Annotated in this window: 23 protein-coding genes; 19 read left to right on the top strand and 4 right to left on the bottom strand. The window is 48.3% G+C overall.

From position 1 onward, the window contains the following. The 3 genes from PJF56_RS14360 to PJF56_RS14350 form a co-directional block, all read left to right on the top strand. Nucleotides 1–1,133, top strand: a 1,133-nt coding sequence (locus tag PJF56_RS14360; protein WP_283763371.1) for a WD40 repeat domain-containing protein, incomplete at its 5' end; no start/stop codon positions are given. Between the two features lie 376 nt (nucleotides 1,134–1,509). Then, nucleotides 1,510–1,743, top strand: a complete 234-nt coding sequence (locus PJF56_RS14355) for a hypothetical protein (RefSeq protein ID WP_283763370.1) — start codon at nucleotides 1,510–1,512, stop codon at nucleotides 1,741–1,743. A gap of 16 nt (nucleotides 1,744–1,759) precedes the next feature. Further along, nucleotides 1,760–2,194, top strand: coding sequence for a PIN domain-containing protein (locus PJF56_RS14350; protein ID WP_283763369.1), 435 nt, complete (start codon nucleotides 1,760–1,762; stop codon nucleotides 2,192–2,194). 129 nt (nucleotides 2,195–2,323) lie between these two features. Here the strand turns inward: PJF56_RS14350 and PJF56_RS14345 are convergent, their stop codons facing one another. Beyond that, the gene (locus PJF56_RS14345; RefSeq protein WP_283763368.1) at nucleotides 2,324–3,697 is read right to left on the bottom strand and encodes a dolichyl-phosphate-mannose--protein mannosyltransferase; all 1,374 of its coding nucleotides are present in this window, start codon (nucleotides 3,695–3,697) and stop codon (nucleotides 2,324–2,326) included. A gap of 156 nt (nucleotides 3,698–3,853) precedes the next feature. Here PJF56_RS14345 and PJF56_RS14340 point away from each other — a divergent pair, with 156 nt between their 5' ends. Further along, nucleotides 3,854–4,387: a TRAP transporter small permease subunit gene (locus PJF56_RS14340; RefSeq protein WP_283763367.1), complete on the top strand. Its 534-nt coding sequence runs from the start codon at nucleotides 3,854–3,856 to the stop codon at nucleotides 4,385–4,387. 73 nt (nucleotides 4,388–4,460) lie between these two features. Here PJF56_RS14340 and PJF56_RS14335 read toward each other — a convergent pair whose 3' ends face one another. Together PJF56_RS14335 and PJF56_RS14330 are read right to left on the bottom strand one after the other, a co-directional pair. Beyond that, a complete protein-coding gene (locus PJF56_RS14335; RefSeq protein WP_283763366.1) occupies nucleotides 4,461–5,885 on the bottom strand; it encodes a GTP-binding protein in 1,425 nt (474 codons plus the stop codon). A 90-nt stretch (nucleotides 5,886–5,975) separates the two neighbouring features. After that, on the bottom strand, nucleotides 5,976–6,770 hold the full coding sequence (locus PJF56_RS14330) for a hypothetical protein (protein ID WP_283763365.1): 795 nt from the start codon (nucleotides 6,768–6,770) through the stop codon (nucleotides 5,976–5,978). Between the two features lie 46 nt (nucleotides 6,771–6,816). On the opposite strand from PJF56_RS14330, the gene trpB reads away from it, so the two are divergent. From trpB to PJF56_RS14270, 12 genes are all read left to right on the top strand, one after another. Then, nucleotides 6,817–8,046, top strand: coding sequence for a tryptophan synthase subunit beta (gene trpB, locus PJF56_RS14325; protein WP_283763364.1), 1,230 nt, complete (start codon nucleotides 6,817–6,819; stop codon nucleotides 8,044–8,046). Nucleotides 8,047–8,244: 198 nt separating this feature from the next. Next, a complete protein-coding gene (locus PJF56_RS14320) occupies nucleotides 8,245–9,678 on the top strand; it encodes a M50 family metallopeptidase (RefSeq protein ID WP_283763363.1) in 1,434 nt (477 codons plus the stop codon). A gap of 35 nt (nucleotides 9,679–9,713) precedes the next feature. Further along, a complete protein-coding gene (locus PJF56_RS14315) occupies nucleotides 9,714–11,168 on the top strand; it encodes a coiled-coil domain-containing protein (RefSeq protein ID WP_283763362.1) in 1,455 nt (484 codons plus the stop codon). A gap of 231 nt (nucleotides 11,169–11,399) precedes the next feature. Next, nucleotides 11,400–12,125 (top strand): response regulator transcription factor RpaB, encoded by a 726-nt coding sequence (gene rpaB, locus PJF56_RS14310; protein WP_271937641.1) that lies wholly within the window; start codon nucleotides 11,400–11,402, stop codon nucleotides 12,123–12,125. Between the two features lie 89 nt (nucleotides 12,126–12,214). Continuing rightward, nucleotides 12,215–13,270 (top strand): phosphate acyltransferase PlsX, encoded by a 1,056-nt coding sequence (plsX, locus tag PJF56_RS14305; RefSeq protein ID WP_283763361.1) that lies wholly within the window; start codon nucleotides 12,215–12,217, stop codon nucleotides 13,268–13,270. A gap of 48 nt (nucleotides 13,271–13,318) precedes the next feature. Then, nucleotides 13,319–14,311, top strand: a complete 993-nt coding sequence (locus PJF56_RS14300; protein ID WP_347179550.1) for a beta-ketoacyl-ACP synthase III — start codon at nucleotides 13,319–13,321, stop codon at nucleotides 14,309–14,311. A 118-nt stretch (nucleotides 14,312–14,429) separates the two neighbouring features. Next, complete coding sequence (gene fabD, locus PJF56_RS14295) at nucleotides 14,430–15,311, top strand: ACP S-malonyltransferase (protein WP_283763359.1); 882 nt, start codon at nucleotides 14,430–14,432, stop codon at nucleotides 15,309–15,311. A gap of 8 nt (nucleotides 15,312–15,319) precedes the next feature. Then, the gene (locus PJF56_RS14290; RefSeq protein ID WP_283763358.1) at nucleotides 15,320–16,210 is read left to right on the top strand and encodes a substrate-binding domain-containing protein; all 891 of its coding nucleotides are present in this window, start codon (nucleotides 15,320–15,322) and stop codon (nucleotides 16,208–16,210) included. A 12-nt stretch (nucleotides 16,211–16,222) separates the two neighbouring features. Next, a complete protein-coding gene (locus tag PJF56_RS14285) occupies nucleotides 16,223–17,197 on the top strand; it encodes a Gfo/Idh/MocA family protein (protein ID WP_283763357.1) in 975 nt (324 codons plus the stop codon). Between the two features lie 348 nt (nucleotides 17,198–17,545). After that, nucleotides 17,546–18,469: a DNA adenine methylase gene (locus PJF56_RS14280; protein ID WP_283763356.1), complete on the top strand. Its 924-nt coding sequence runs from the start codon at nucleotides 17,546–17,548 to the stop codon at nucleotides 18,467–18,469. Nucleotides 18,470–18,557: 88 nt separating this feature from the next. Continuing rightward, on the top strand, nucleotides 18,558–19,532 hold the full coding sequence (locus tag PJF56_RS14275) for an acetamidase/formamidase family protein (protein ID WP_283763355.1): 975 nt from the start codon (nucleotides 18,558–18,560) through the stop codon (nucleotides 19,530–19,532). Nucleotides 19,533–19,802: 270 nt separating this feature from the next. Next, nucleotides 19,803–20,582 (top strand): sulfite exporter TauE/SafE family protein, encoded by a 780-nt coding sequence (locus tag PJF56_RS14270; RefSeq protein WP_283763354.1) that lies wholly within the window; start codon nucleotides 19,803–19,805, stop codon nucleotides 20,580–20,582. A 64-nt stretch (nucleotides 20,583–20,646) separates the two neighbouring features. Here the strand turns inward: PJF56_RS14270 and PJF56_RS14265 are convergent, their stop codons facing one another. Then, complete coding sequence (locus PJF56_RS14265; protein WP_283763353.1) at nucleotides 20,647–22,278, bottom strand: DUF3352 domain-containing protein; 1,632 nt, start codon at nucleotides 22,276–22,278, stop codon at nucleotides 20,647–20,649. A 210-nt stretch (nucleotides 22,279–22,488) separates the two neighbouring features. On the opposite strand from PJF56_RS14265, the gene PJF56_RS14260 reads away from it, so the two are divergent. From PJF56_RS14260 to PJF56_RS14250, 3 genes are all read left to right on the top strand, one after another. Then, nucleotides 22,489–22,611, top strand: a complete 123-nt coding sequence (locus PJF56_RS14260; RefSeq protein ID WP_283763352.1) for a photosystem II protein Y — start codon at nucleotides 22,489–22,491, stop codon at nucleotides 22,609–22,611. 500 nt (nucleotides 22,612–23,111) lie between these two features. Then, on the top strand, nucleotides 23,112–23,480 hold the full coding sequence (locus PJF56_RS14255; protein WP_283763351.1) for a hypothetical protein: 369 nt from the start codon (nucleotides 23,112–23,114) through the stop codon (nucleotides 23,478–23,480). Beyond that, on the top strand, nucleotides 23,470–24,735 hold the full coding sequence (locus PJF56_RS14250) for a bifunctional folylpolyglutamate synthase/dihydrofolate synthase (RefSeq protein ID WP_283763350.1): 1,266 nt from the start codon (nucleotides 23,470–23,472) through the stop codon (nucleotides 24,733–24,735). The genes PJF56_RS14255 and PJF56_RS14250 overlap by 11 nt, the downstream gene beginning before the upstream one ends. Nucleotides 24,736–25,412 lie beyond the last annotated feature (677 nt).

Here is a 25,412-nt window from a genome sequence, read left to right as displayed (position 1 = left end):
TCGCCATCACCCCCGATGGCTCTAAGGTGATTTCTAACACTGCTAGTAGCGTGCGGGTATGGGATGTGTCTACGGGAAAGTCATTGGCCGTCCTGAAGGGTGATCAGGATGTGTTTTTGTCTATCGCCATCACCCCCGATGGTTCTAAGGTGATTTCTGGCAGTATGGACTCTGGCAGTATGGACAAGACCCTGCGGGTGTGGGATATCGCTACCGGAGAGTCCTTAGCCGTCCTGGAGGGTCATCAGGATGGGGTCACCTCCATCGCTATCACCCCCGATGGCTCCCAGGCCATTTCTGGCAGTGGGGATGGAACCCTGCGGGTGTGGGACATCGCTACAGGAGAGTCCTTAGCTGTCCTGGAGGGTCATCAAGATGGGGTCACATCTATCGCCATTACCCCCGATGGCTCGAAGGTCATTTCTGGCAGTTGGGACGGTACTGTACGGGTATGGGATATCAATACTGGAGAGTCCTTAGCCATTCTAGAGGGTCATCAGGGTGAGGTCGCCTCCATCGCTATCACCCCCGATGGCTCCAAGGTCATTTCTGGCAGTGGGGATAATACCCTGCGAGTGTGGGACATAGCGACAGGAGAGTCCTTAGCCGTCCTGGAGGGTCATCAGGGTGGGTTCTTGTCTCTCGCCATAACCCCCGATGGCTCCCAGGCCATTTCTGGCAGTGGGGATGGAACCCTGCGGGTGTGGGACATCGCGACAGGAGAGTCCTTAGCCGTCCTGGAGGGTCATCAGAGTTGGGTCTGGTCTCTCGCCATAACCCCCGATGGCTCCCAGGCCATTTCTGGCAGTGGGGATGGAACCCTGCGGGTGTGGGACATAGCTACAGGAGAGTCCTTAGCCGTCCTGGAAGGTCATCAGGATGCGGTCGCCTCTATCGCCATCACCCCCGATCGCTCTAAGATCATTTCTGGTAGTGCAGATGGAACTCTGCGGGTATGGCCGGCAACGTGGCAAGGGTGGTTAGAGGTGGGATGCAATAGATTGCGCCTCCATTCTTCATGGGTTCGCGCCCCCCTGGAGCCACCCTCAGAGGAACGGGAGATTGCCTTAGAAGCGGTTCGCACCTGCGAGCGGTTGGTCTGGAGCAATGAACAATTAACAATGAACAATTAACCATGGGGGAATAGGCAAGAGGCAACCCCCCCTGTGTCCCCAATTTCCACCCGTAGGGGCGGGTTTCACCAACCCATGACGACACCCAGCCATAACCTCCCTAAACCCGCCCTACCACAACACCCGTGGGGGGGGCGGGTTTCCGCTTCGCGGACATGAATAGGAAATTGATTTGTGGGTGTTCTAGATTTGGGTATAACCCGCCCCTACGGATGGGGGGGGCGGGTTTCCGCTTCGCGGACATGAATAGGGAATTGATGGTGGGTATCCTAGATTTGGGTATAACCCGCCCCTACGGGGGATTGGTTCTTGAGGCTAGATCTTGATGGCTGTACTTTTGGTAAGATAACTTACAATAGTTCTGGGAGGATACAACATGGCTAATACGATGGAATTTAAGGCAAGAATCAAACAAGGAATGATTGAGATTCCAGAAGAATATCAACAGGAGTTCAGGGAAGAAAACGAGGTGACTGTAATTGTCCTCAAACAGTCTAAATTGTCTGGTTATCAAAGCAATGATAACACTCCAGATATCATTGACGCTTTAACCGAAAACCCGATTAAAGTGGATCGGGTTCTTAGTCGTGAAGAAATTTATGACCGTTAACGATGGATGAAGTTTGATGAACTTTAAGTTTATTGATACTAACGTTTGGATCTATCGGTTATTTGATGACCAACGTATAGAACCGAGAGAAAGACAAAGGAAGCTAAAGATCGCTACTTCGATTACCAACCAAGCCAATTTGACGATCAGTACCCAGGTGATTAATGAGATTTCGGCGAATCTGATTAAAAAAGCTAATTTTGATGAAACCCAAATTAAAGCAGTGATTCAATCCCTGTATAATCGCTGTCAAGTGGTAGAATTTAACTTGAATATTCTGCAATCTGCTTCTGATTTACGCATGAGTTATAGTCTCTCATTTTGGGATAGCCTGATTGTGGCGAGTGCGTTAGCCGGTGGTGCAGATATTTTGTATTCTGAAGATATGCAAGATGGGTTAAGGGTTTCGGGTCGAGTCAATATTGTTAATCCCTTTCAATCTAGGGAATAGAGAATGGGGTGGGTTTCCGCTTCGCGGACATGAATAGGAAATTGATTTGTAGGTATCCTATTATTTGGGTATAACCCACCCCTACCCATTGTTAATTGTTAATTGTTAATTGTTAATTGTTAATTGATCTTAAATCCAAGTGTTGAACCACATGCGTAGACGGAAGGCTTGGGGGGAGAGGGGGAGACCGAGATAGATGGGGAGCCAAAAGAGAAAAGCGATCGCCATCACCCCTAAAGCACTCATGGCTAAAATCCGAAACTCTCGCCGAGAATGATACAGCCATCGCTCCAGAATAACACTGAGGGCTAGAATGGAAAAGACGAGAGCGCCCATGTAATGATAGAGAAATACACAGCGACTGACTATACTCCAGGGGAGCCAGTTGGCGAGATAGTTGATGCTGAGATAGAGGGAGAGATTGAAGAGGGTTGGGGATCGATCGCGTTGTAACAGACACAAGGATAAAAGGGCGATCGCCACAGTTGCCCCCCACCATAACAGGGGATTTCCGAAGGCATGAACATCGAAAATGACTTGCCCATCATTAACGGTTTGATAATAATAGGCTACGGGGCGAATTAAAAACGGCCAAGTTAACCAGGAGGAGCAATAGGGGTGGACTTCCTCACCGCCACCAATGCGGTTATGATAGCCGATAATTTCCCCCTGCATTTGCCAGAAGCTATAATCTGGATTCAGGTTCAGGTGGGGAATCCAAACCAGGGCGTAGGTGATGTAGGGGATAAGGAAGCCATAGATGGGAATCGTCCACAGCTTGAAGGCGGCGGCGCGATCGCACCATGATAGATTAGGAAATTGGCGATCGCTCTTACCCCAACTCTCCCACAGCTTAATCGCCAAAATCACCCCCCAAAATCCCAGCCAAAACCCCAACCCATTCCACTTCACCGACGCAGATAAACCAAAGCTTATCCCGGATAAAACCAGCCCTAGAATGCGCCATCGAGGAGCCGTTTGCAATCCCCATAATCCAAACACTTGGCCGAGCAATCCAAACAGCACTAAATAAACATTGACCAAAGCATAGCGAGATTCGACTAAAAACAACCCTTCTATCGTCATTAATCCCGCCGATAACAGGGCATAACTTTTGCGGTGAGTTAACTGATAACTGAGCCATGCAACCACCAAAGGAATCAACGATCCGGTGAAAGCATTCAACCAGCGATAACTAAAAGGAGAGCGCAGGGAACCGCTTAAATCATTGGTGACTGACGAATCTCCCCAAGAAAAGAGATCCGCCAGCGCCATTCCCACGGCAATCAGATACTTTCCCAGGGGCGGATGGGCATCAAATAACGGAGCTTGGTCTAAATAATTCTGGGCAAATTTAGCAAAATAGACTTCATCAAAAACCAAGGTATTAAACCGATTTAATCCCCAAAACCGTAATCCTAAAGCAATAATCCACAGAAGCAATAAACCGCCGCTAAACCAGGGAACAGTTGACCAAAAAGTAGCAGGCTTAGATCGGGACATAGGGACATAGGGAGTGGGGGAATGGGCATTATAGCGTGAAACATGGTATTACACTGTATTTTATAACAGGGCTTCGAGATAGTGCCTTTACAATAATCTTTAGGGGGGTTCCGGCGGGAAAGCCCCAGAGCATTAAATAACCTAGGGTAAGAGCGCGTGAAATTCTTATTACGTCTATCTCAGAAAATCGATCGCCTGAATGAGGGCATTGGCAGAGCAGCCTATTGGCTGACATTGGTGATGGTAGGAGTGGGAGCTTGGAATGTGTTTGGGCGCTATGTAGGACGGGCGATCGGTCAAAATCTTAGCTCGAATGCCCTTTTAGAAATTCAATGGTATCTATTCGATCTAGTGTTTCTCTTGGGTGCAGCTTATACCCTGAAGCACAATAACCATGTGCGGGTGGATGTGCTGCAAAGTCGCTTAAATCCTAAACAAAAAGCCTGGATTGATTTAGTGGGTTCGCTATTCTTTTTAATTCCTTTTTGTACAATGATTATTTTCTATTCTACAGGAGCAGTGGTCAACTCCTGGAAGCTCCTAGAAAATTCACCCGATCCCGGTGGATTGGTACGCTATCCGATTAAAACGATGATTTTGGTGAGTTTCGGTTTACTGATATTACAAGGAATTTCTCAAGGGATTAAAAATTTAGATTTTATCCTCAATGATTCCGACTCAACTGACTAAAATTTTATGGTCTAGAATCACAACAATCATTCTTAAGAAACTGAGGCGAGAGTCTCCATAGGAAATAGAGAATTTAAGCTTGATGGCTCTGTAGTTTTGTCCACAATTCATCCTTAATTCGATTTAAGATCGAAGTCTCATCTAAACCCGATAAAATCCGGGTAACGACGACTTTTGGCCCATCAGGCCCCCAGGATGCGCCATTGGCTAAATATTCCTTGGTCACTTGGCCAATGCCATAGGAGGATAGGGCAGAAATGGCGGCTTGACTAATCGCCACAGATAGATAAGGCCCGATCGCCGCTCCTGCGGTCATAGGAGTGGCTAAACCCAACAAACCCTTAAGGCTACTGAGTCCCAAATTGGCGAACAACTCCCCAGCGCTAATGCCTCCCATGGCGATCGCAATTTTTTGCAGTAAATTCAGTGCCCCCTGTTGGGTCATCGGTATCCCATAGAGCTGGGATAACTTCAGAATCATCACCACATCAATCACCGCCGCACTCAATAAATCGATCGCCGTCACCGGATTAAGAGCAATAGCCAAACCCTTGACCATGACAAAATTCCAGATAATCTGATTCCCCTTGCCCTGGCGAATTTCCATCTTGCGCTTGACCAACCGTTCATTTACCGTATCCGCATAGAGCATCGTATTTAAGGCAACAAGCGATTTTCCTTCGCGATCGAGCAACTCCAAAATCTTTAATTTCAAATCCTCCACCTGCGGTTCTCCGCGCACCAACTTCACCCCCAAACTGCCATCCGGCCGACGCACCCCTTCCGGAACCAACGGACAAGCGGCCGCCATCACAATCTCCTCCGGGGACAACAACTCCTTGACCCGTTCATCGCGAATCTTTTCATAAATCATCATCCGATCCGTATCCGGATACTGATCGATCTTATTAAACACCAACAAAATCGGCTTACTCTCCGCTCGCAACAGGGACAAAGCCTCATATTCCACCTGAGTCATATCCCCAGCAATCACAAATAAAATTAAATCCGACTGCTTCGCCACCTGATGAGCAAGCTGCGATCGCTGCTGGCCATTCACCTCATCAATACCGGGCGTATCCATTAACTGAATTTGGGCCTGGCCTTGCCGGCCAATGGTCACCCGGACTAAATCGGACACTGGCTCCCGTTGAGTCGAAATTTCCCAGGACGCTCCATGAATCGCGCGAGTGACTCCATGGGTAGGCCCCGTTTCAAACACTCGATCGCCCAACAGGGCATTCAGAACCGAAGATTTACCCCGTCCCACCAACCCAAAGACGGAAATTTGTACTCGACTTTGTTCTAACTTGTCGAGCATTCCTTGTAAATTCTCGATTTCTGTTTCCAGACCTGACCGTTCTGAGGCGCTCAAATCCAAATTCCTGACCAAGGACTGCAACGACTCTGTAGCCTGTTTATAGTTTAATTCCGCTTGAATATCGGCAAAGCTGAGGACGGTTTGTTCGAGTTCTCGCTCAAAATCTGCTGCACTCATGGATTAATTAAAAATTGAAAATTAAACACCACATCCCCCTAGGGGCGGGTCGATCTATATCTTACGATACCCACCCAGATCAATTAAAAATTAAAAGCGCCCAGTGTTGGTAGAAATTCTCAAATCCGATCGCAACCGTAAATCCAGATCGGTATTCGGATCGATCGCAAACACCTCACCCTTGTTGCGCCCTAAAAACACCCCACTCAGCGCTCCTAAGCCTGCACCCCCCAAAACCTCCTCCGTGGCGATCGCGCGATCGCCAGTGATTCCAGCTAAAATCGTCGCCGCACCTGCACCAATGGCTGCCCCTCTGAGGATCGAAGCCGCTCGCGATCGGCCGAGTCGCTCAGTTTCCGTAAACGTGCGCGAAACCGCATCGAACGGCAAACGAGTACCATTGACCAAAATCAACTCCTGCGCCACAAACCGAGTCCCTACCGTACTGCCCGAAACCGGTTCCAACGCTCCCTTCACCTGAGATCCCTTGGGAATCAATAATCGTCCCTGACGAGAGGTAATATTATCCGCAATTGTCAACACCAACTCAAACGTTTCATCCGGCGCAATCACCACCTTCTGCGCCCGATCGTAAACGACTGGCAACACCACTCCCCCTGGAATCACCACATCATTAGCATCCGGAAACAACTGACTCACAAGAGGAGAGGTTTGGGCAACCACAGGAAGCACCCCTACGGACAAATTAATCGTTAATAAACTAACCAAACTCAGACCTAAACCCATGGAAGAGTTTATCGATTTTGCTCTCAAATCGATCATATTCCCTTTATCCTTTACCGAAACAACATCACCCCCATGACCTCCTGTGCTGGCTGCAAGTTCCAGAATCGGAGTCAAACCCCATATTGATGTGACGCTCACGGGTGCTTAAAATGAGATCGTGTCCCATTCGTATCATAAGAAGCCTGTGACTACCACTCCAACCCCTCCTCAAACCGTCACCTCCGTACCCGATCGCCTCGGCCGGTTTGGTCAATTTGGCGGCAAATATGTCCCAGAAACCCTCATGCCTGCCCTAGCCGAACTAGAGCAAGCCTACAATCATTATCGCCACGACCCTGAATTCCAAGCCGAACTGCAAGGCCTGCTCCGAGATTATGTCGGCCGTCCCAGTCCCCTCTACTTCGCCGAACGCCTCACCGCACACTACCGTAAACCCGATGGTACAGGCCCCCAAATCTATCTCAAACGGGAAGACCTCAACCATACCGGCGCTCATAAAATCAATAATGCCCTCGCTCAAGTTCTCCTCGCCAAGCGCATGGGCAAACAGCGCATTATTGCCGAAACCGGAGCCGGACAACATGGGGTCGCGACTGCCACCGTTTGCGCTCGGTTTGGTCTAAGCTGCGTGATTTATATGGGCGTTCAAGATATGGAGCGCCAAAAGTTGAATGTCTTTCGGATGCGACTATTGGGGGCTGAAGTCTGTCCGGTAGAAGCGGGAACTGGAACCCTGAAAGATGCCACCTCGGAAGCCATCCGTGACTGGGTGACCAATGTGGAAACCACCCACTATATCCTAGGTTCAGTTGCCGGGCCCCATCCTTACCCGATGATGGTGCGCGACTTTCACACCATTATCGGCGAAGAAACCCGCAGCCAAGCTTGGGAAAAATGGGGCGGACTGCCGGATATTCTCCTCGCTTGTGTGGGCGGTGGCTCGAATGCCATGGGACTCTTCTATGAGTTTGTTAAGGAAAGTTCGGTGCGCCTCATTGGTGTGGAAGCAGCCGGAGAAGGGGTGAAGACCGATAAGCACGCGGCCACCCTCACCCAAGGCCAGGTGGGCGTTTTGCATGGAGCCATGAGCTATCTGCTCCAAGATGGAGATGGTCAAGTAATTGAGGCCCATTCCATTAGCGCTGGCTTAGATTATCCGGGAGTGGGCCCGGAACATAGCTATTTGAAGCAAACGGAACGGGCTGAATACTATAGTGTGACCGATCGCCAGGCTGTAGCTGCCTTTGAGCGACTCTCGAAATTAGAGGGCATTATTCCGGCTCTAGAAACTTCCCATGCGATCGCCTATTTAGAAACCCTTTGTCCCCAACTCGAAGGCAACCCCCGCATTATTATCAACTGTTCCGGGCGTGGTGATAAAGACGTGCAAACCGTGGCTAAATACTTGGGTTAAAGCCCATCTCAATCGAGATCTCAGTTGAGTCCCCCAAATGTAAAGAAATATTACAGTTTTCGGGATTTTGCATAAAAACCGCCTCAAAAAACTGAGAACCCTATAGGAGGGAGTGAACAACTCAGTCCTGCCGCTATCCTCTCGAAGGAGAACTCAGTTCTCCTTCTTTCCTCATATCCATCGCGTCTACCCAAAAAGATGAACTCCGAATCATCCCCCCCGCTTTCTCAAAGCAATACCCTAATTTGTCCCAACTTGGGAGAATATTGGAAACTCGGTAAAGTCAAAGACTCCGACCAAATTATTCTCAGAGCTACGGGACAACAGTTCCTGTTCCCCCCCGCAGAAGGCTATGCTTTGCGCTACTTTACCGGGCAATTTAGCCTAGAGAGTATCCAAAAAGCTTGCCAAGACGAATTTGAAGAGAGTCTCGACCCCAACTTTACCGAACAACTGCTAGAAAAACTGATCGGTTTGGGAATTTTGACCTTTGATGAAGTCGAAGCCACAGAAACGCCCGAACCTGCTCCTCCAGGAGGTTCCCAACTCAAACCCTGTCTAGAGTGGATTGAACACCGAGACTATTGGGTACTGCGAAACCCAGAAAACGTGACATTTCTGCAAGTATGCGACCAAGATAAGACGATTATCGACCAGATTGGCGTGCGATCGCCCCAAGCCATTATCCAAGAATTTTGCATTCCCACCAATCGCCTCAAAGGTCTGTTGCAAATGCTGGCAGCCACCGGCATGTTAGTCGGAACCGAACCCGCCAAACCCCGTAAAGGCAAATTTACGCCCCTAAAACTGCTCTTTTTCCGCATTCCCCTTTTCAACCCCGATCGCTTCCTCAACGCCCATATCGACAAAATACGCTGGGTATTTTCCCAACCCGCCTTTGTTCTGCTCCTAGGCTTTCTGAGCTTTTCAGCCGCCCTCGGAATCTACAACCGAGACATCATTGTGTATCAAGGACAACAACTCCTCCAAACCTATGGCGGTTCACTGATGTTACCCTTTATTCTCTGTAGCGCCTTAGTCGTCACCCTGCACGAATTCGGTCACGCCTTCACCCTCAAACATTATCGAGGGATCGTCCCCGAAATCGGTCTCTTGTTCATGATGCTCATCCCCGCAGCCTACACCAACACCAGCGATAGTTACTGTTTACCGCGCTGGAAACGACTATTCGTCGTCGGAGCCGGAATCTTAGTGCAATTCATTTTAGCGGCGATCGGCTTTTGGCTCTGGCATTTATCCACCGACGGCATCTGGTTACATCAGACCAGTTTTCTGCTCATGGCTGCCGCCCTATTTACCCTCGCCCTCAACCTCAACCCCGTCGCCAAATTTGACGGCTATTATCTCGCCGTTGCTGCCACCGGCATCAACAACTTAAGAGGTCGCGCCTTCGGATTATACATCAACTTTCTCACCGGCAAACCCATCCGCGAACCCAAAAAAGACCGGTGGATCTTAGCCCTATACGCCCCCTTTAGCTTGCTCTATATCTGGTTTGTATTTGGCTTTCTTTTTTGGAGAATCTTCACCTGGAGTTTAACCCATATGCCCATCACCGCCTTACTCTTGCTGGCAATTTGGGCGGTTTACTATTTCTGTCCTAGAGACTAATTCTTCTTGCTGTTATTTTATTCTTTGTATCTACCATGACTAGCACCCCTGAGAAACAACCCACTTCCTTAAAAGCCGTTCCCCCCAATCAAATTAAATCCTCTGCCCAATCTGCACCCAAATCTCCAGAAATGCCCGCCCAAGAATCCATGCCCGTCCCCGAAAAACCTGGCATAAACTGGGGCAGAATTGTGTTTCTCTGTGCCGTTGTTGGCGGTGGCTTTTGGCTCTCCCAACTGGAAGTTAATACTGTGGTGCGTGGCAAAGGAAAATTTGCTCCTTTACCAGGGAATAGGCACTCGGTTTATTTGGAAGAACCTGGAAGAATCGTGAATTTCATGGTTAAAAACGAAGATAAAGTCAAACCAGGGACAATTTTAGCCGAAGTACAAAATGAAGATCTCAAAGACGAGATTGTAGACGAAAAACTTAAACTGCAAGAAGAACAATCTAAACTGACTTCTGCTCGCGAACGAATTTTGATTTTAATGGCCCAAAAAAGTGAAGCAGAGCAACGGGTTAGAGCTATAGAGCGTCAAGTACAAGAAGCCGAGGATGATGTGAATCGATTGTCTAGCAGCTCCCCCCCTCCAGAAATTCAGAGCATCACCCATGAAATTGCCGCGATGGATCGACAGATTGCGGGATTAGAGAAAGCCATTTATCATCGCGATCGACGCATGGAAGGACTTCAAAAACAGATTGATGATGCAGAAGATGCGATCGCAGTCCGGGCTTTATCGAGAAATTATCAAACGGATCTTGAAGAAAGAATCCAGATGTTGCAAGAAGAGTCGGCAATGAATGACGCGAGAATTTCAGAATTGATCGCACATCAGTTGTCTAAACAGGCAGAAATTGCGTCAATTGGTCAAAATTTGGAGCGCCAATTGGAGAATATTCAAGATGAGTTGCGAATGGAAGAAGATCGTTTAGCGACAGTCATTCAGGAATTGGAGTCTGCCGAGCAAGAAAAATTGGCTCAAGAGGCGATCGTGCGGATGCGTCAAGAAACGATTGAGAGTATGCAAGCTCAACAGGATAAAAATAAAACCCTTAAAGCCGAGCATGAGGGGACTATTTTTGCGGAAAATTTGTCAGAAAATAAGGGCAAATGGTTAGAGCGCCACGAGCAGATCCTGGAAATTGTCAACATCGATCGACTGGAGGCGAGAATTTTGGTCGATCAAGCGGATGCAGATTTACTTCAACCCCTGAATCATGCAGAATCAGCAGAAGTGAAGTTAAAACGGATGCAACCGGGTTATAAACCCCAAACGGTAGAACTGAGCGATATAAAAACAGTGGCGCAACCCGATCCTTCCCAAACTACTAAGCAATTGGTTTTAACGGCAACGGTGGAGAATTTCGAGCAGCGAGAGTTGGTTAATGGTGAATTCTATGCAGATATTCCCGTGGGAACCATGCCATTGTATGAACGGGTGCGCCGAGAGGGGATTAAGGTATTAAAATTAAGGCAATATTTCTAAGTATTTTAAGAAAATCTCGATCTCTTGGGATCTCTCCTGCGCTGTGTTAGGGGAGATCCGATTTGGGTTTAAAGGGGTTTTTGGGAAGGGGAGATCGCCCTAACCCTTGGCAAAACTCGCCCAAAATCGATTCAGAATTGCTCAAACGCCCAATAACATAATATCGTAGTGTTAAGAGTAGTTAAGTAAACTTTTGCAGCAGAATTCAGAGGTCAAGGAGAGTTACGGCACTTGGACAAAGAAAAAATTCTGGTTGTTGACGACGAAGCCAGTATCCGACGCATCCTAGAAACCCGATTATCGATGATCGGGTACGATGTGGTCACGGCTGGTGATGGGGAAGAAGCCCTAGAAACTTTTCGCCATATCCTACCGGATTTGGTGGTTTTGGATGTGATGATGCCCAAGCTCGATGGTTATGGAGTCTGCCAAGAACTCCGTAAAGAGTCGGATGTGCCCATAATTATGTTAACCGCCCTGGGAGATGTGGCCGATCGCATTACCGGTCTAGAATTGGGAGCCGATGATTATGTCGTCAAACCCTTTTCCCCCAAAGAACTCGAAGCTCGCATTCGTTCAGTTCTGCGTCGGGTGGATAAAACCAGCACCTCTGGTATTCCTAGCTCCGGCGTGATCCAGGTGAGCAATATCCGCATCGATACGAATAAACGACAAGTCTATAAAGGAGATGAACGCATTCGCCTGACGGGGATGGAGTTTAGTCTTCTGGAACTACTGGTGAGTCGCTCTGGAGAACCCTTTTCTCGTTCGGAGATTTTGCAAGAGGTTTGGGGCTATACCCCAGAACGTCATGTAGATACCCGTGTGGTGGATGTCCATATCTCCAGGCTACGAGCCAAGTTAGAAGAAGATCCCAGTAATCCGGAATTAATCCTTACGGCTAGGGGGACAGGGTATTTATTCCAACGGATTCTGGAAGCGGGTGCGGAGGAATAACCCCAGAAAAATTGGCGATCGCTTCACAAGGCGATCTCTGGGGTGAAACGATTTGGTAGAATTTGTAAGGCTTTTATGACTGGCGAGCAATGGGATCAACTCCGGCAAGAATCGCAATAGACGCAATGGGTGGGGATTTCGCCCCCGATGAAATTGTCGCAGGAGCGCTAAGGGCAAAAGAGGAACTCGATGTCCAAATCCTGCTGGTGGGCGATCCAGATCGGATTGAAGAATCAATGGGTAAACACACCCAATCCCACCAACTGGAAATTGTGCCTTCCGAAGGCGTGATTTCCATGAATGAGGAACCCCTGGTTGCCCTCAGACGCAAGAAAAACGCCTCCATCAGTGTGGCGATGAATTTAGTCAAGCAAAACCGAGCCGATGCCGTGGTATCTGCCGGTCACTCTGGGGCAGCAATGGCAGCAGCTCTGCTGCGCTTAGGTCGCTTACCAGGGATTGACCGTCCGGCGATTGGGGCAGTATTTCCTACCCTGATGGCCGATAAATCGGTTTTGATTTTAGATGTGGGGGCTAATGTCGATTGTCGCCCCCAATTTTTAGAACAGTTTGCCCTGATGGGTACGGTTTATAGTCAGTACGTCCTGGGAATTGACCAGCCCAAAGTGGGACTTTTAAACATTGGCGAAGAATCCTGTAAAGGAAATGACTTGGCCATTCGCACTCACCAGTTATTAGATGAAAATCCCCTGATTCCCTTCATCGGTAATGCTGAAGGCCGGGATGTCCTCTCCGGTGATTATGATGTGATCGTTTGTGATGGATTTGTCGGTAATGTGTTGCTCAAATTTGCGGAAGCAGTAGGGAGCGTCATGTTACAGATTGTGCGAGAAGAGCTGCCCCAAGGCCTCCATGGCCAAGTGGGGACGGCAATTTTGAAGCCCAATCTGCGGCGGATTAAACAACGCTTAGATCATGCTGAACATGGTGGGGCCCTCTTATTAGGAGTGGCGGGAGTCTGTATCATTAGTCATGGCTCTGCCCAAGCGCCAACCATTTTTAATGCCATTCGTTTAGGCAAAGAGGCCGTAGATAATCGGGTCTTAGACCGACTCCGAGGACAATACCAAAAAACGGTGGCAGGTTTAGGAGCAGTTTCGCCAGAACGGGAGAGTGAGGGATAACTTGGGTATTGAAGCCGAAAGAATTCCCTTGAGACAATAAACAAATATATGAAACATATGGGCATTGCAATAACCGGTAGTGGTTCGGCTACCCCTGGAGCGAAACTGACCAATCAGGGACTATCGGAGCGAGTGGAAACTTCAGATGAGTGGATTAGCACTCGGACGGGAATAAAAAATCGTCGCGTGGCTGGTGAGGGTGAGTCCTTAACGGCGATCGCCACCCAAGCAGGACTCAAAGCCATAGAGCAAGCCGGGATTTCCCCGACCGATCTGGATCTGATCCTACTGGCTACCTCAACCCCCGACGATCTATTTGGCAATGCCAGTCAAATCCAAGCCGCATTAGGGGCCCATCAAGCAGTCGCTTTTGATTTAACTGCTGCTTGCTCTGGGTTCCTCTTTGCTTTGGTGACGGCTGCCCAATATATTCGCACGGGAACTTACCAAAAGGTCTTGGTCATTGGGGCAGATCTGCTCTCTCGGTGGGTCAATTGGAGCGATCGCACCACTTGCGTATTATTTGGTGATGGTGCAGGCGCTGTCGTCATGGAAGCTAATCGAGAAGATCGGCTTCTTGGATTTGAACTCAAAAGCGATGGCACTCAAAACCACTGTCTGCAACTGGCCTACCAACCGAAATATGAGGAAATCATTCCTAACCTCAGCGTCGCTCAAGGAACCTATCAATTCATCACCATGAACGGCAAAGAAGTCTATCGCTTTGCCGTGCAAAAAGTCCCTGAAGTGATTGAAAAAGCCCTCTTTCATGCCCAAATTAGCAGCGATCGAGTCGATTGGCTCATCCTCCATCAAGCCAACCAACGCATCCTCGATGCTGTGGCTAAACGGCTCAATATTCCCCCTGACAAGGTACTGAGCAACTTAGCCAACTATGGCAATACCTCTGCTGCCTCCATTCCCCTGGTACTCGATGAAGCCGTCCGCTCTGGAAAAATTAAACCCGGCGATCTGATCGCCGCTTCTGGATTTGGTGCAGGATTAACCTGGGGATCGGCTATCTTTCGTTGGGGACGTTGAGGAATGGGGAATAGGGGAGTGGGGGACACTCCAGACACTCCAGACACGGAGATCGGTTGTTCCCAATTACCAATTACCCATTACTCATTACTCATTACTCATTACTCATTACTCATTTATGACAAAAACAGCCTGGTTATTCCCTGGACAAGGATCGCAAAAAACCGGTATGGGTATCGACCTTAAAGATACCCAAATTGCACAAGATCGGTTAGTTCAAGCCGAACAAATTTTAGGATGGTCAGTTCTCGACCTCTGGCAAAGTGAAACAGAAACCTTATCGCGTACTCTTTATACCCAACCTTGTCTGTATGCGATCGAAACCATTCTGATTGACCTCTTGCGAGAAAAAGGACACTCCCCCCATCTAGTCGCCGGCCATAGTCTAGGGGAATATGTCGCCCTTTATGCCGCCGGAGTCTTTGATTTTGCCACAGGACTAGAATTAGTTAAGTGCCGTGCTGAACTGATGGAAAATGCTTCCGGGGGCAAAATGGCCGCCCTCATTGGCTTTAAATCCGACCAACTCCAAGAAGTCTTGGCCAAGACTCCAGACGTGGTGTTAGCCAATGACAATAGTGCCATGCAAGTGGTGATTTCGGGTAAACCCGAAGCCGTAGAGCAAGTGATGGCCCAAATTAAAGTAAAAAAAGCCGTTGCTCTACCCGTTTCTGGGGCATTCCATTCCCCCTTTATGGAAGAGGCCTCGCAAAAATTTCAAGCCGTTCTGGAAACCGCATCCTTTTCCCCAGGACAGGTTCCGGTTCTCTCCAATGTCGATCCTTCCCCGACTACGGATGCCAGCACCCTGAAAACTCGCCTGCTAGAGCAAATGACCGGTTCAGTACGCTGGCGAGAAACCTGCTTAAAACTGGTGGATGAAGGCATTGAAAAAGTGGTTGAAATTGGCCCCGGCAATGTGTTGACGGGACTGGTCAAACGAACCTGTCCGGGGTTAGCCTTAGAGAATATTGCTACCTTAGCTCAAGTACCGAGCTAACTGAGATTATGGCTCAAAATAACGATCCATCTCCGTTTCTGTTTATTGGCTTGTTTTTGATCTTGGGAGCAGGAGGAGGGTATTGGTTTTTCTTGCGCCAACCTCCTTCACCGACTAGAGAGAATCAGCAAGCTCAAGGCCAACTGAATGCTGAACAACCTGCACCGAATTCCCAAACCCCTGAATTTACCGAACCGAGTTCGGTTGCAGGGGGTACGGTGATTCGTATTGATGGTAGTACCAGTATGGTGACGTTGAATCAAACCTTGAAAAAGGGGTTTGAAGGAGAATTTGCGAATACCACTGTAGCGACTCAAGCTAATGGTTCGGAAAAAGGAATTCAAGGGGTGTTGATGGGACAGTTGGATATAGCGGCAGTCTCTCGTCCCCTGTCGTCCCAAGAGATGCAGGAGGGGTTGATGGCGTTTCCAGTCTCTAGGGATCAAATTGCGATCGCCGTTAGCAATAGTAATCCCTTATCTGGGGGGTTAACGATGCAACAAGTGAAAGATATCTTTCAAGGTAAAATTACTAATTGGTCACAGGTGGGGGGATCGAATCGTGAAATTCGCGTCATTAACCGCCCAGTGGTCAGTGGAACCCGTCAGGCCTTCCAGGAATTGGTACTACAAGGGGCAAATTTTGGCACAGGCCCTAATATGACGACCTTAGACCGAGATGCTACAACTCCCATGTTACGAGCATTAGGTGAGGATGGAATCGGTTACGCCACGGCCAATCAAATTGTCAATCAGCAAACGGTGAGAGCGGTAGCGATTGATGGGACATTACCGGGATTTTCCGGTTATCCCTATACCCGAAACTTATATTATGTCTATAAAAGCCCCCCCAATGAGGCGGTAACGGCATTTTTAGGCTATGTCGAAAGTATGAATTGATGGGAGAAACCCTTGCAGAATCCTTTGAATGTGGGTCTCGTAGGCACGGGATTTGCGGCTCGCTTGAGAGCAGAAACATTACAGAGTGACCCCCGCAGTCATCTAAGGGCGGTGGTGGGGTATAACCCGGATAAAACGGCTGAGTTTGCTGCAAAATATGGGGCGCGGGTGCTAGAGTCTTGGCAAGACTTGGTGCAGCTCGATGAGTTAGATTTGGTTATAATTAGTACCATCAATCGAGACCATGGGGCGATCGCCAAAGCCGCCTTAACCGCTCAAAAGCATGTCGTCGTTGAATATCCCCTATCCCTCAACTTCGAGGAAGCCAGAAGCCTGTGGATCTTGTCAAAAACCCAACACAAACTCCTCCACATTGAGCATATCGAACTCTTAGGCGGACTCCACCAAGCCTTCAAGCAAACCCTACCCCAACTCGGAGAAATCAGCTATCTGCGCTACAGCAAAATTGCCCCTATTCATCCCGCACCCCAACGCTGGAATTATCACAAAGACCTCTTCGGTTTTCCCTTGGTCGCCTCCCTCCCCTGTATCCACCGTTTCACCGATGCATTAGGAACCGTCGCCACCGTCTACGCCCAAAATCGCTATTGGCCAGAACATTCCGACTATTATCGCGGCTGTTTCTGTACCGCTCAACTGCAATTTACGAACGGTACAATTGCTGATATAATTTACGGCAAAGGAGATATATTTTGGCAACCGGAACGCAAATTAGAAGCCCATGGACATCAAGGAACCCTAATATTTGCAGGAGATAAAGGTTCCTTAGTTCAACTCGACAAAACCACAGAAATACCCGTAGGCACTCGCCGGGGACTCTTTGCCCAAGATACTCAACAAGTGTTAGATTACTTAACTGAAGGTAGAGAACTTTATGTTAATCCCCAAGCCAGCTTATACGCCCTTAAAGTCGCTTGCGCTGCCGAAAAATCGGCATTGATAGGAGAAAAAGTTACTGTAAATTAGGCGTTGATTTAATCTTCTCCATCAGTTAGGATTAACCTTGGTTTTATAGATAAAATTAGAAATGCCTTCTCCCATGGTATTCTTGACTTTCCCCCTTCTCCTGTGGGAGAAGGGTAGGGGCATGAGGGGAGATTAATATGACATCAAATCCGCTTGAATACCATAATTAAAAATGTAGGGAGCAAGATGCTCCCACTCCAGTAATATCAAATAATTGAGGGAGTGCGGGCATCTTGCCCGCTAGTTTAACTCTCCCACTCCAGTAATATCAAATAATTGAGAGAGTGCGGGCATCTTGCCCGCTAGTTTAACTCATTTTCATGTCCGCTTGCGGAAACCGGATTTAATATGACATCAAAACATGAACGCGCTAAACCCTTCTTAAAATGGGCAGGAGGTAAATCTCAACTGCTCTCTCAATTTGAATCACACTATCCCCCTGAGTTAAAACAGGGAAAAATCGAGCGATATATTGAGCCGTTTTTAGGAGGTGGAGCAGTATTTTTTGACTTAGCGCAAACCTATGATTTTAATTCCGCTTTTCTCTATGATGTGAATCAAGAATTAGTGCTAGTCTATCAGGTGGTGAAGCACTATCTGGAAGACTTAATCTCGGAATTAGAGAAACTGGCCCATAAGTATCATTTGTTGACCGATTCTGAGCGCAAAAACTTCTATTTCCAAATTCGCGACCAATATAATAGACAACGATTAGGGTTGAACTATGAAATCTATTCTCCAGACTCGATAGTGAGGGCGAGTTGGTTTATTTTTCTCAATCGAACTTGTTTTAATGGGCTATTTCGCCTCAACAGTAAAGGGGAGTTTAATGTGCCTCCCGGTAAATATAAGCATCCGAAAATTTTGGATGCAGACAACTTGCGAGCAGCGTCTAATGTCTTGCAGAAAGCAGAAATTATCGGCGCAGATTTTGAGAGCTGCGAATCGGTGATCACAGACAATTCGTTTGTTTATTTCGATCCGCCCTATCGTCCTCTGAGTCAAACAGCGAGTTTTACGGCCTATGCCCAATCGGAATTTGCCGATCGCCAGCAGCAACGGTTAGCCCAGTTTTTCCGCCAGTTAGATAAACGGTATGAGGTAAAACTGATGTTGAGTAATTCCGATCCGAAAAATGAAGACCCAAGCGATAATTATTTTGAACAGTTGTATGATGGGTTTAGGATTGAGAGGGTGTCGGCCAATCGGATGATTAATAGCAAGGTCAAGAAACGGGGGTTAATTCAGGAAATTGTGGTGAAAAACTATTGAACAGTGCAGAGGCGATCGATCCCCCTTTTCACGGGAGACTTTGAGAAAAAATGGTCGATCAATTACCCATTATCTATTACCCATTATCATGAAAGACCATATTTTAAGGGCAACCTGCGAGACGGTGCATCTGGGTGGATTTTCGGAGCAAATTCCGCCAGCGCTTAGGGTGGAGGGAGGCGATCGCATCCAGATCGAGACCTACACCGGATATTACCTGATTCTGGAGCGCGATAATGCCCCCCAAGCCTTCTTTCCCCCAGAACTGGTAGACATCTGTCACCATCTGCCCCCTGAGCGCAAAATCGGCCCCGGCCCCCACCTGCTCACCGGCCCCATCCACATCCAAAACGCCCAACCTGGAGACATCCTCGAAATCCGTCTAGAGCGCATCACCCCCAGTTTACCCGTCGGTTTTAACGCCATTCGCGCCGGTTGGGGAGCCTTACCCCAACACTTCCCCCATCCTGCTCTGCGCTTTATTCCCCTCGACCTAGAGCAACAAATCGCCCACTTTCCCGGTCATCCAGAGCTGAACATTCCCCTTCAGCCCTTTTTTGGCATTTTAGCCGTTTCCCCCGCCGCATACCCCCATTCTTCCATCCCTCCGGGCACATTTGGCGGCAATATGGACAACCGGGAATTGCAAGCCGGTTCTCGGCTCTTTCTCCCCGTGCAAGTGCCTGGGGCCCTACTCTCAGTTGGCGATGGCCACGCGGCCCAAGGAGATGGGGAAGTCAATGTCACGGCGATCGAAACCTCCATGAATGGCACGATTCAAGTTTTCCTACATCAAAACTTTCCCCTTCCCGTCCCCCTGGCGCAAACCCAAACCGACCTCATAACCATGGGATTTGCCCCCACCCTAGACGAAGCCTTAGAACAAGCCTTAGAACAGATGATCCAGGTACTGGTATACTGCGGGGGTCTCACCCCAGAAGAAGCCTATGTTCTCTGTAGTTTAGCCGCGTCTTTTCGGATTACCCAAGTGGTGAACCGACCGCAAAAAGGGGTTCATGGCCTATTTCCCCTGAACCTGCTTCCCCAAGGTTTTCCATTCTGATATCCAGTCCCGAAAAACAACTCTAAATTTTGGGGCTAGGGAAAATTTTGGGGCTAGGGAGCGAGACGCTCCCACTCCAGTAATATCAAGTAATTTGAGCAGTGCGAGCATCTTGCTCGCTGTTGTACCCGTTAACTCCAGTAATATCAAGTAATTTGAGCAGTGCGAGCATCTTGCTCGCTTGTTGTACCCATTAACTCCAGTAATATCAAGTAATTTGAGCAGTGCGAGCATCTTGCTCGCTTGTTGTACCCATTAACCGGACTTGATATGACCCTAACCCAAATTCTGTTATTAACCAGTGGAGGACTCTTAGCAGGAATTCTCGCGGGTTTTTTAGGCATTGGTGGCGGAACCGTCTTAGTTCCTCTCTTAACCACATTAGGCTATTCCCCTGTAGAATCGGTTGCTACCAGTAGCCTCTCAATTTTAATTACTGCCAGTTCGGGAACGGTGCAAAATTGGCGCATGGGCTACTTAAAATTATCCAAACTTCTATTCTTAGGATTACCGGCAATGATTACGGCTCAAGTTGGCAGTATTTTTGCCGATCGCCTCCCCTCCTATCTCCTCCTATTCTCCTTCGGACTGCTCTTACTGCTCAACCTCTACTTAGTGCAAGTCCGCAAGAACCTCACCGAGTCTGAACCTACCATCGAGGAACCCAAATTCAATCCCACTGTTGCGAGAATGATTACCGGAGCGATCGCCGGATTTATGGCCGGATTTTTAGGCGTAGGGGGAGGTGTAATCATGGTTCCCTTACAGATTTTATGGCTCGGAGAAACCATCAAAGATGCCGTCCGCACCAGCTTAGGGGTGATTGTCCTCACCGCTTTATCCGCTTGTATTGGTCATGCGCTGCAAAATAATGTGGTTCCCTTAGCAGGAATTTTATTAGGAACTGGGGGATTAATTGGCGTGCAGATTAGTACCCGATTTTTGCCGAAATTGGAAGATCGGGTGATTACTTTTTGCTTTCGTCTGCTGTTAGCACTATTGGCGACTTACGTCTTTTGGCAAGCGTGGATTCAGTGGACAGCGATATAGAGTTGCTCCCATTACCGATTACCCATTACCGATTACCCATTACCGATTACCCATTACCGATTACCTATTTATAGTTCAAGAAGATATCTGCTTGACGTTCTTGGGAATTGCCATAACTGGCGATCGCCACGGATTCTAAGGGGTCAAAGAAGGGCTTGGCTGCCAATTCTACCAGCCTTAACAGGGGAATTTGACGTTCTAGGGGTTTTTGAGCCGATCGCCAATTGACAAAGAAATAGCCATGGTTGACGGGCGGTAAAGCGGCGATACTGGCTTGAAAGAGGGCATCAGTAGCCAGGGAATTGCCTGTATTTTTGGCTTTCAATACCCGATCCATGGCGGCAATAGACGAGGTGATAATCTCATACTGGTTAACCGTTGTATGTACCCCTTGCACCTTGGCTTTGAGTAACCGACTTTTAGCCGCTTCTTTTGTCTGCGCGATCGGATCGGCGATTAATTTCGTCCAAGCCACCAGGGTTCGATCGTCTAACTTAAAAGAGCCAATACTCAAGCCTTGCTGGTTCACCAGCCTATCTAAACGATCGGTTAAACTCTCTGCTGTTGCCTCGCTAATAATAATCCAATCTAAATCCCCTTCTTCTTCATCGGGTAACAAGGCGATCGCATATTCTCCGTCAATAGCATCGAGAATATCAGCTTGCACATCCAATTGCCATTGTTTCCCCCAGTCGAGCAAGGGTTGGCGCATAATCTCGGAAATTGTGCCATAACCGGAGGTTTCCGCTTGCACCTGTTGCCAAAACTGACGCAAATTAACGCCGTTGATGGCTAAATAGCTGCTGGGGGGCAGATAGGTTAACAGGGAAGAGGGATTTAAGGGCGCTTCTGTGCCTTCGAGCAAGGCTGGATCGACGGGTAACCAATTCGTTTTGGCTAATACTCCATCCCGTTGCCATTGCATACTCATTCCCAAGGCTGCATAAACTGGGCGATCGACTTTCATACCCAACCGTTGGGTTAACTTAGGAAGATTGATCCAGGCGATCGCCTCTGCTTTGTCGCCATTGAGTTCCTGTAACTGTTGATAGTCTGGGGTTGCGCCTAAACTGAGATCGGCAACTTGTACATTATTAATCGCTTCGCGCACGACTTTAGGATGATTCGCCAATAATACAAACCGCGATCCTACCACCGTGGTGGCGATACTATTTTCTTTGCGGCTATAAATTAACTGTGTGCCTTTGTAGGGTTCAAACACCAAATCTTGTCCGGCGATCGCCTCCCGTTGCCAATACACTTCCAATAACTCTTGGGAGAGTTGGGCATTTTTCGTCGGTAGCACCACCAAATAACCGGGTTGTTGCCCATTTTCTCCCTGGCGATCCACATCCGTACTCGTCATCGCCCAAATACCGCCCCCATCAAGCCAAGGCTGAATATCCTGCTGATACTCCAAACCGGTGCTATCGAGGAGAGTATTTTCCAGCAGTTTATCCCCTTGCTCTAATCCCTTAAGCTGGGATAACACTCGATCCGGCTTCTCGGATAAGGATACGACTACCGGCGCTTGTTTAGAAATAAACCGAGCCGCAGATAAGGCTTCCACTGCTGCTGAATCTCCTGGAAACTGCGATCGGGCACATCCACTTAACCACAATACTAATCCGCAGGCCAGTAGAGCAGAGACTTTGAATATCGTTTTACCCCATTGGGCGATCGGGGCTAGATTCATGATTTCCTCACCCTTACCATTCGATGAGCCAAGCCCCATGATACTATACTTTTGCTCGCTACAATGGGGCCTCACCCATGGGTACTGTGCTTTCTGGTCGTCCATGGGATCGAACAGTCCCAGATTGAGTACACAATTGTCTCACTTTGCGGTAAAACTAGAAGTATGAAAAACCGATAAAAAACGTTACTGAATCTGGAGGATAAAACTATGGATTGGCGTGTAGTCGTTGTTTTGCTACCGATCGCTATTGCTGGAGGATGGGCTGTTTTCAATATTGGTGCAGCCGCTCTCACTCAAATTCAGAACCTCTTAAACAGTCGGGAAGCATAAATCCTCATTTTGGGATCGATTCCTTGGGGGTTAGGGGTCTAGACTCCTAAACCCCTTGGTTTGGCTTAAAGAGAAATTATACCATCAACGGTTATTAAGAGTTTATAAATAAAGGATTGCTAGGGGTTTCTATGGCGCACCTTGACATCCTCACCGGGCTGAAGCCACGGTGATTCCTAAACCTTGCGATTTAGGTTTCTGCTTCATCCACATCTGCGTACACTACTAGCTTTCGTCAGTTATGTCCCCGTCTTACGTCATGTCCACAGACTTTCGACCCATTGCAGAGTCCCGATTCCGCAAGCCATGCGGTACGGTGTCAAAAGACTTGTACTTGTTGCTTAGAGTTTTTACCTAGCCAAGCATTCCTGGCTAGAACCCCCTAACTCTAGTTTTCAAGGTGCTTTGTACTAATGGCTTGGTTTTCGCTTTTAGTACGTTTATTTGATTTTAACCGACTTTCGCCCTGAAGGGCGGGGTTTCAGACCCAAGGAGTTTTGATGAAGATTTTATTATTCTGGCCCGTGACTGCCGCGATCGCCTGGAGCGCAGTTTTTGCCTTCTTGAGTGCCCCGGCTCTCTCTCAAGAAGAAGAGGGAGTCACTCTAAAAGGAGACTCTTTACAAACAGTGGAGAGTCGCAGCACCCAAGATTTTCCGGGTTTATATACAGGCTCTTCCGCAAGCGTCGATCCGGGCTTATCCACTGGGCGATCGCCATCGGGTATTCCCCAAGTGCGACTGAATGAAAAGGTGGATGTGATGTACCAAGAGAGTGCTGGATCGGGGGAAGGACTGGGCTTATTTCGCTCTCCTGGTGATGTTAGACCTTCTGGAACCGTCAATTTGAGATTGCAACTTGAAGAATAAGAACAATAACATGGCTCAATGGGGACAGGCGATCGCCGATCTGTTGCCTCCCCATCAGCATCCAGCCATGCATCTAGGGTTGGATCGGATTAAGCAACTGTTGGCAGCTTTGGGCAACCCCCAGGATCGGGTTCCATCCATCCATGTGGCCGGAACCAACGGTAAAGGGTCGGTTTGTGCCTATGTGTCCTCGATTTTAGCAGCCGCAGGCTATCGAGTGGGGCGCTATACTTCCCCCCATTTGCGAGATTGGACAGAAAGAATCTGTATTAATGGAGAGGCGATCGCCCCAGAAGACCTCTATCATTTTTTAGTCCGAGTCGTAGAAGTGGTCAATCCTGAAAATTCTCCCACTCAGTTTGAAGTGTTTACGGCGGCAGCTTGGCTCTATTTTGCCGAACAGGAGTGCGATGTGGCGGTGATGGAAGTGGGATTAGGCGGCCGTTTAGATGCCACGAATGTTTGCGATCGCCCTTTAGCCACCGTAATTGTCTCCATTGGTTGGGATCATTGGCAAGTGTTGGGGCCTACCCTAGGGGATATTGCCAGGGAAAAAGCCGGTATCCTTAAACCTCACTCTCCGGCGATTATTGGCCCGGTTCCCCCAGAAGCACAAACCGCCATCCAAGAAAGAATTCAGGAATTAAATTGCCCCGCTATCTATCCCCCAGCAGCCACAGATCTCGGTGGGGGAAAAGCCAGATTTGCAGATATTGAGGTTCAACTTCCTTTGGTGGGAGCGCATCAACTGCAAAACTCTGCTTTGGCGATCGCCACTGTGCAAACTCTGCCCCCTTCAGACTGGACGATTTCGCCCCAAGCGATCCAACAGGGAATCGCCCAAACCCAATGGCCCGGTCGCCTAGAATGGAGTATGTGGAAACAACGGCGCATCCTGATTGATGGGGCCCATAATCCCGAATCGGCGATCGTGTTGCGGCAATATCTCGATACCTTAGAGCCTAAACCCATTCATTGGGTCATGGGAATGCTCTCCACCAAATCCCATACAGAAATCTTGCAAATTCTCCTGCGTCCAGGCGATCGCCTCTTTACTGTCCCCGTTCCCGATAGCAATTGCGTCTCTCCCCAAGCCCTGGCGGAACTCGCTCAAACCCTACAATCGGACTTGTACAGTTGTGAACCCTATGAAGATCTCGCTCATGCTCTAGATGCGGCGGCGATCGACTCTTCTGGGTTAACAGTGGTTTGCGGTTCCCTCTATCTGCTTGAATGGGTAATGGGTAATGGGTAATGGGTAATTGGTAATTGGTAATTGGTAATTGGTAATTGGTAATTGGTAATTGGTAATTGGTAATTGGTAATTGGTAATGGGTAATTGGTAATGGGAAAACCATTTTTTACGCTATGCGTGCCCATTCTTCAGGCTTTTCATGGGACAACACTCTCAAGGAACATTTCGATTACTGTACCTCATAACATCGAAAAACGCTGTAAGGGCATTTCAACCAACTGAAATCAAAGCTGTTACAGATTTTAAGAAATGTGTTTCAATCCCTAATAGGGATTTAAGGGCATTTCAACTTTGATTGGCTTCATTTTTAATGGCGGTATCTCACTGGCGTTTCAATCCCTAATAGGGATTTAAGGGCATTTCAACCCCCTTTGCAATATACATATCGTTCAAATATTTGAGGTTTCAATCCCTAATAGGGATTTAAGGGCATTTCAACCCAGGGGAAGGCCCGATAGATGCCATCAAGGAGGCATTGATGTTTCAATCCCTAATAGGGATTTAAGGGCATTTCAACTGCTGGCATCTGAGACCCCTGCCGTATTTAGTTTTCCAGGTGCATTTCCGACGCTCACCCCTAATCATAGCAGAGGGCTGGGGAAAACACAACCCCAAATCCCTGAAACCCTTGCCCTGTATGGGCCGACGCGCCTTCTGAAACTCAAATCGCTACAACC

Source organism: Roseofilum halophilum BLCC-M91 (assembly GCF_030068445.1).
GTDB classification, from domain to species: domain Bacteria; phylum Cyanobacteriota; class Cyanobacteriia; order Cyanobacteriales; family Desertifilaceae; genus Roseofilum; species Roseofilum halophilum.
Note: the sequence above shows the minus strand (reverse complement) of the source record. Positions and strands in the feature narration are given on the sequence as shown.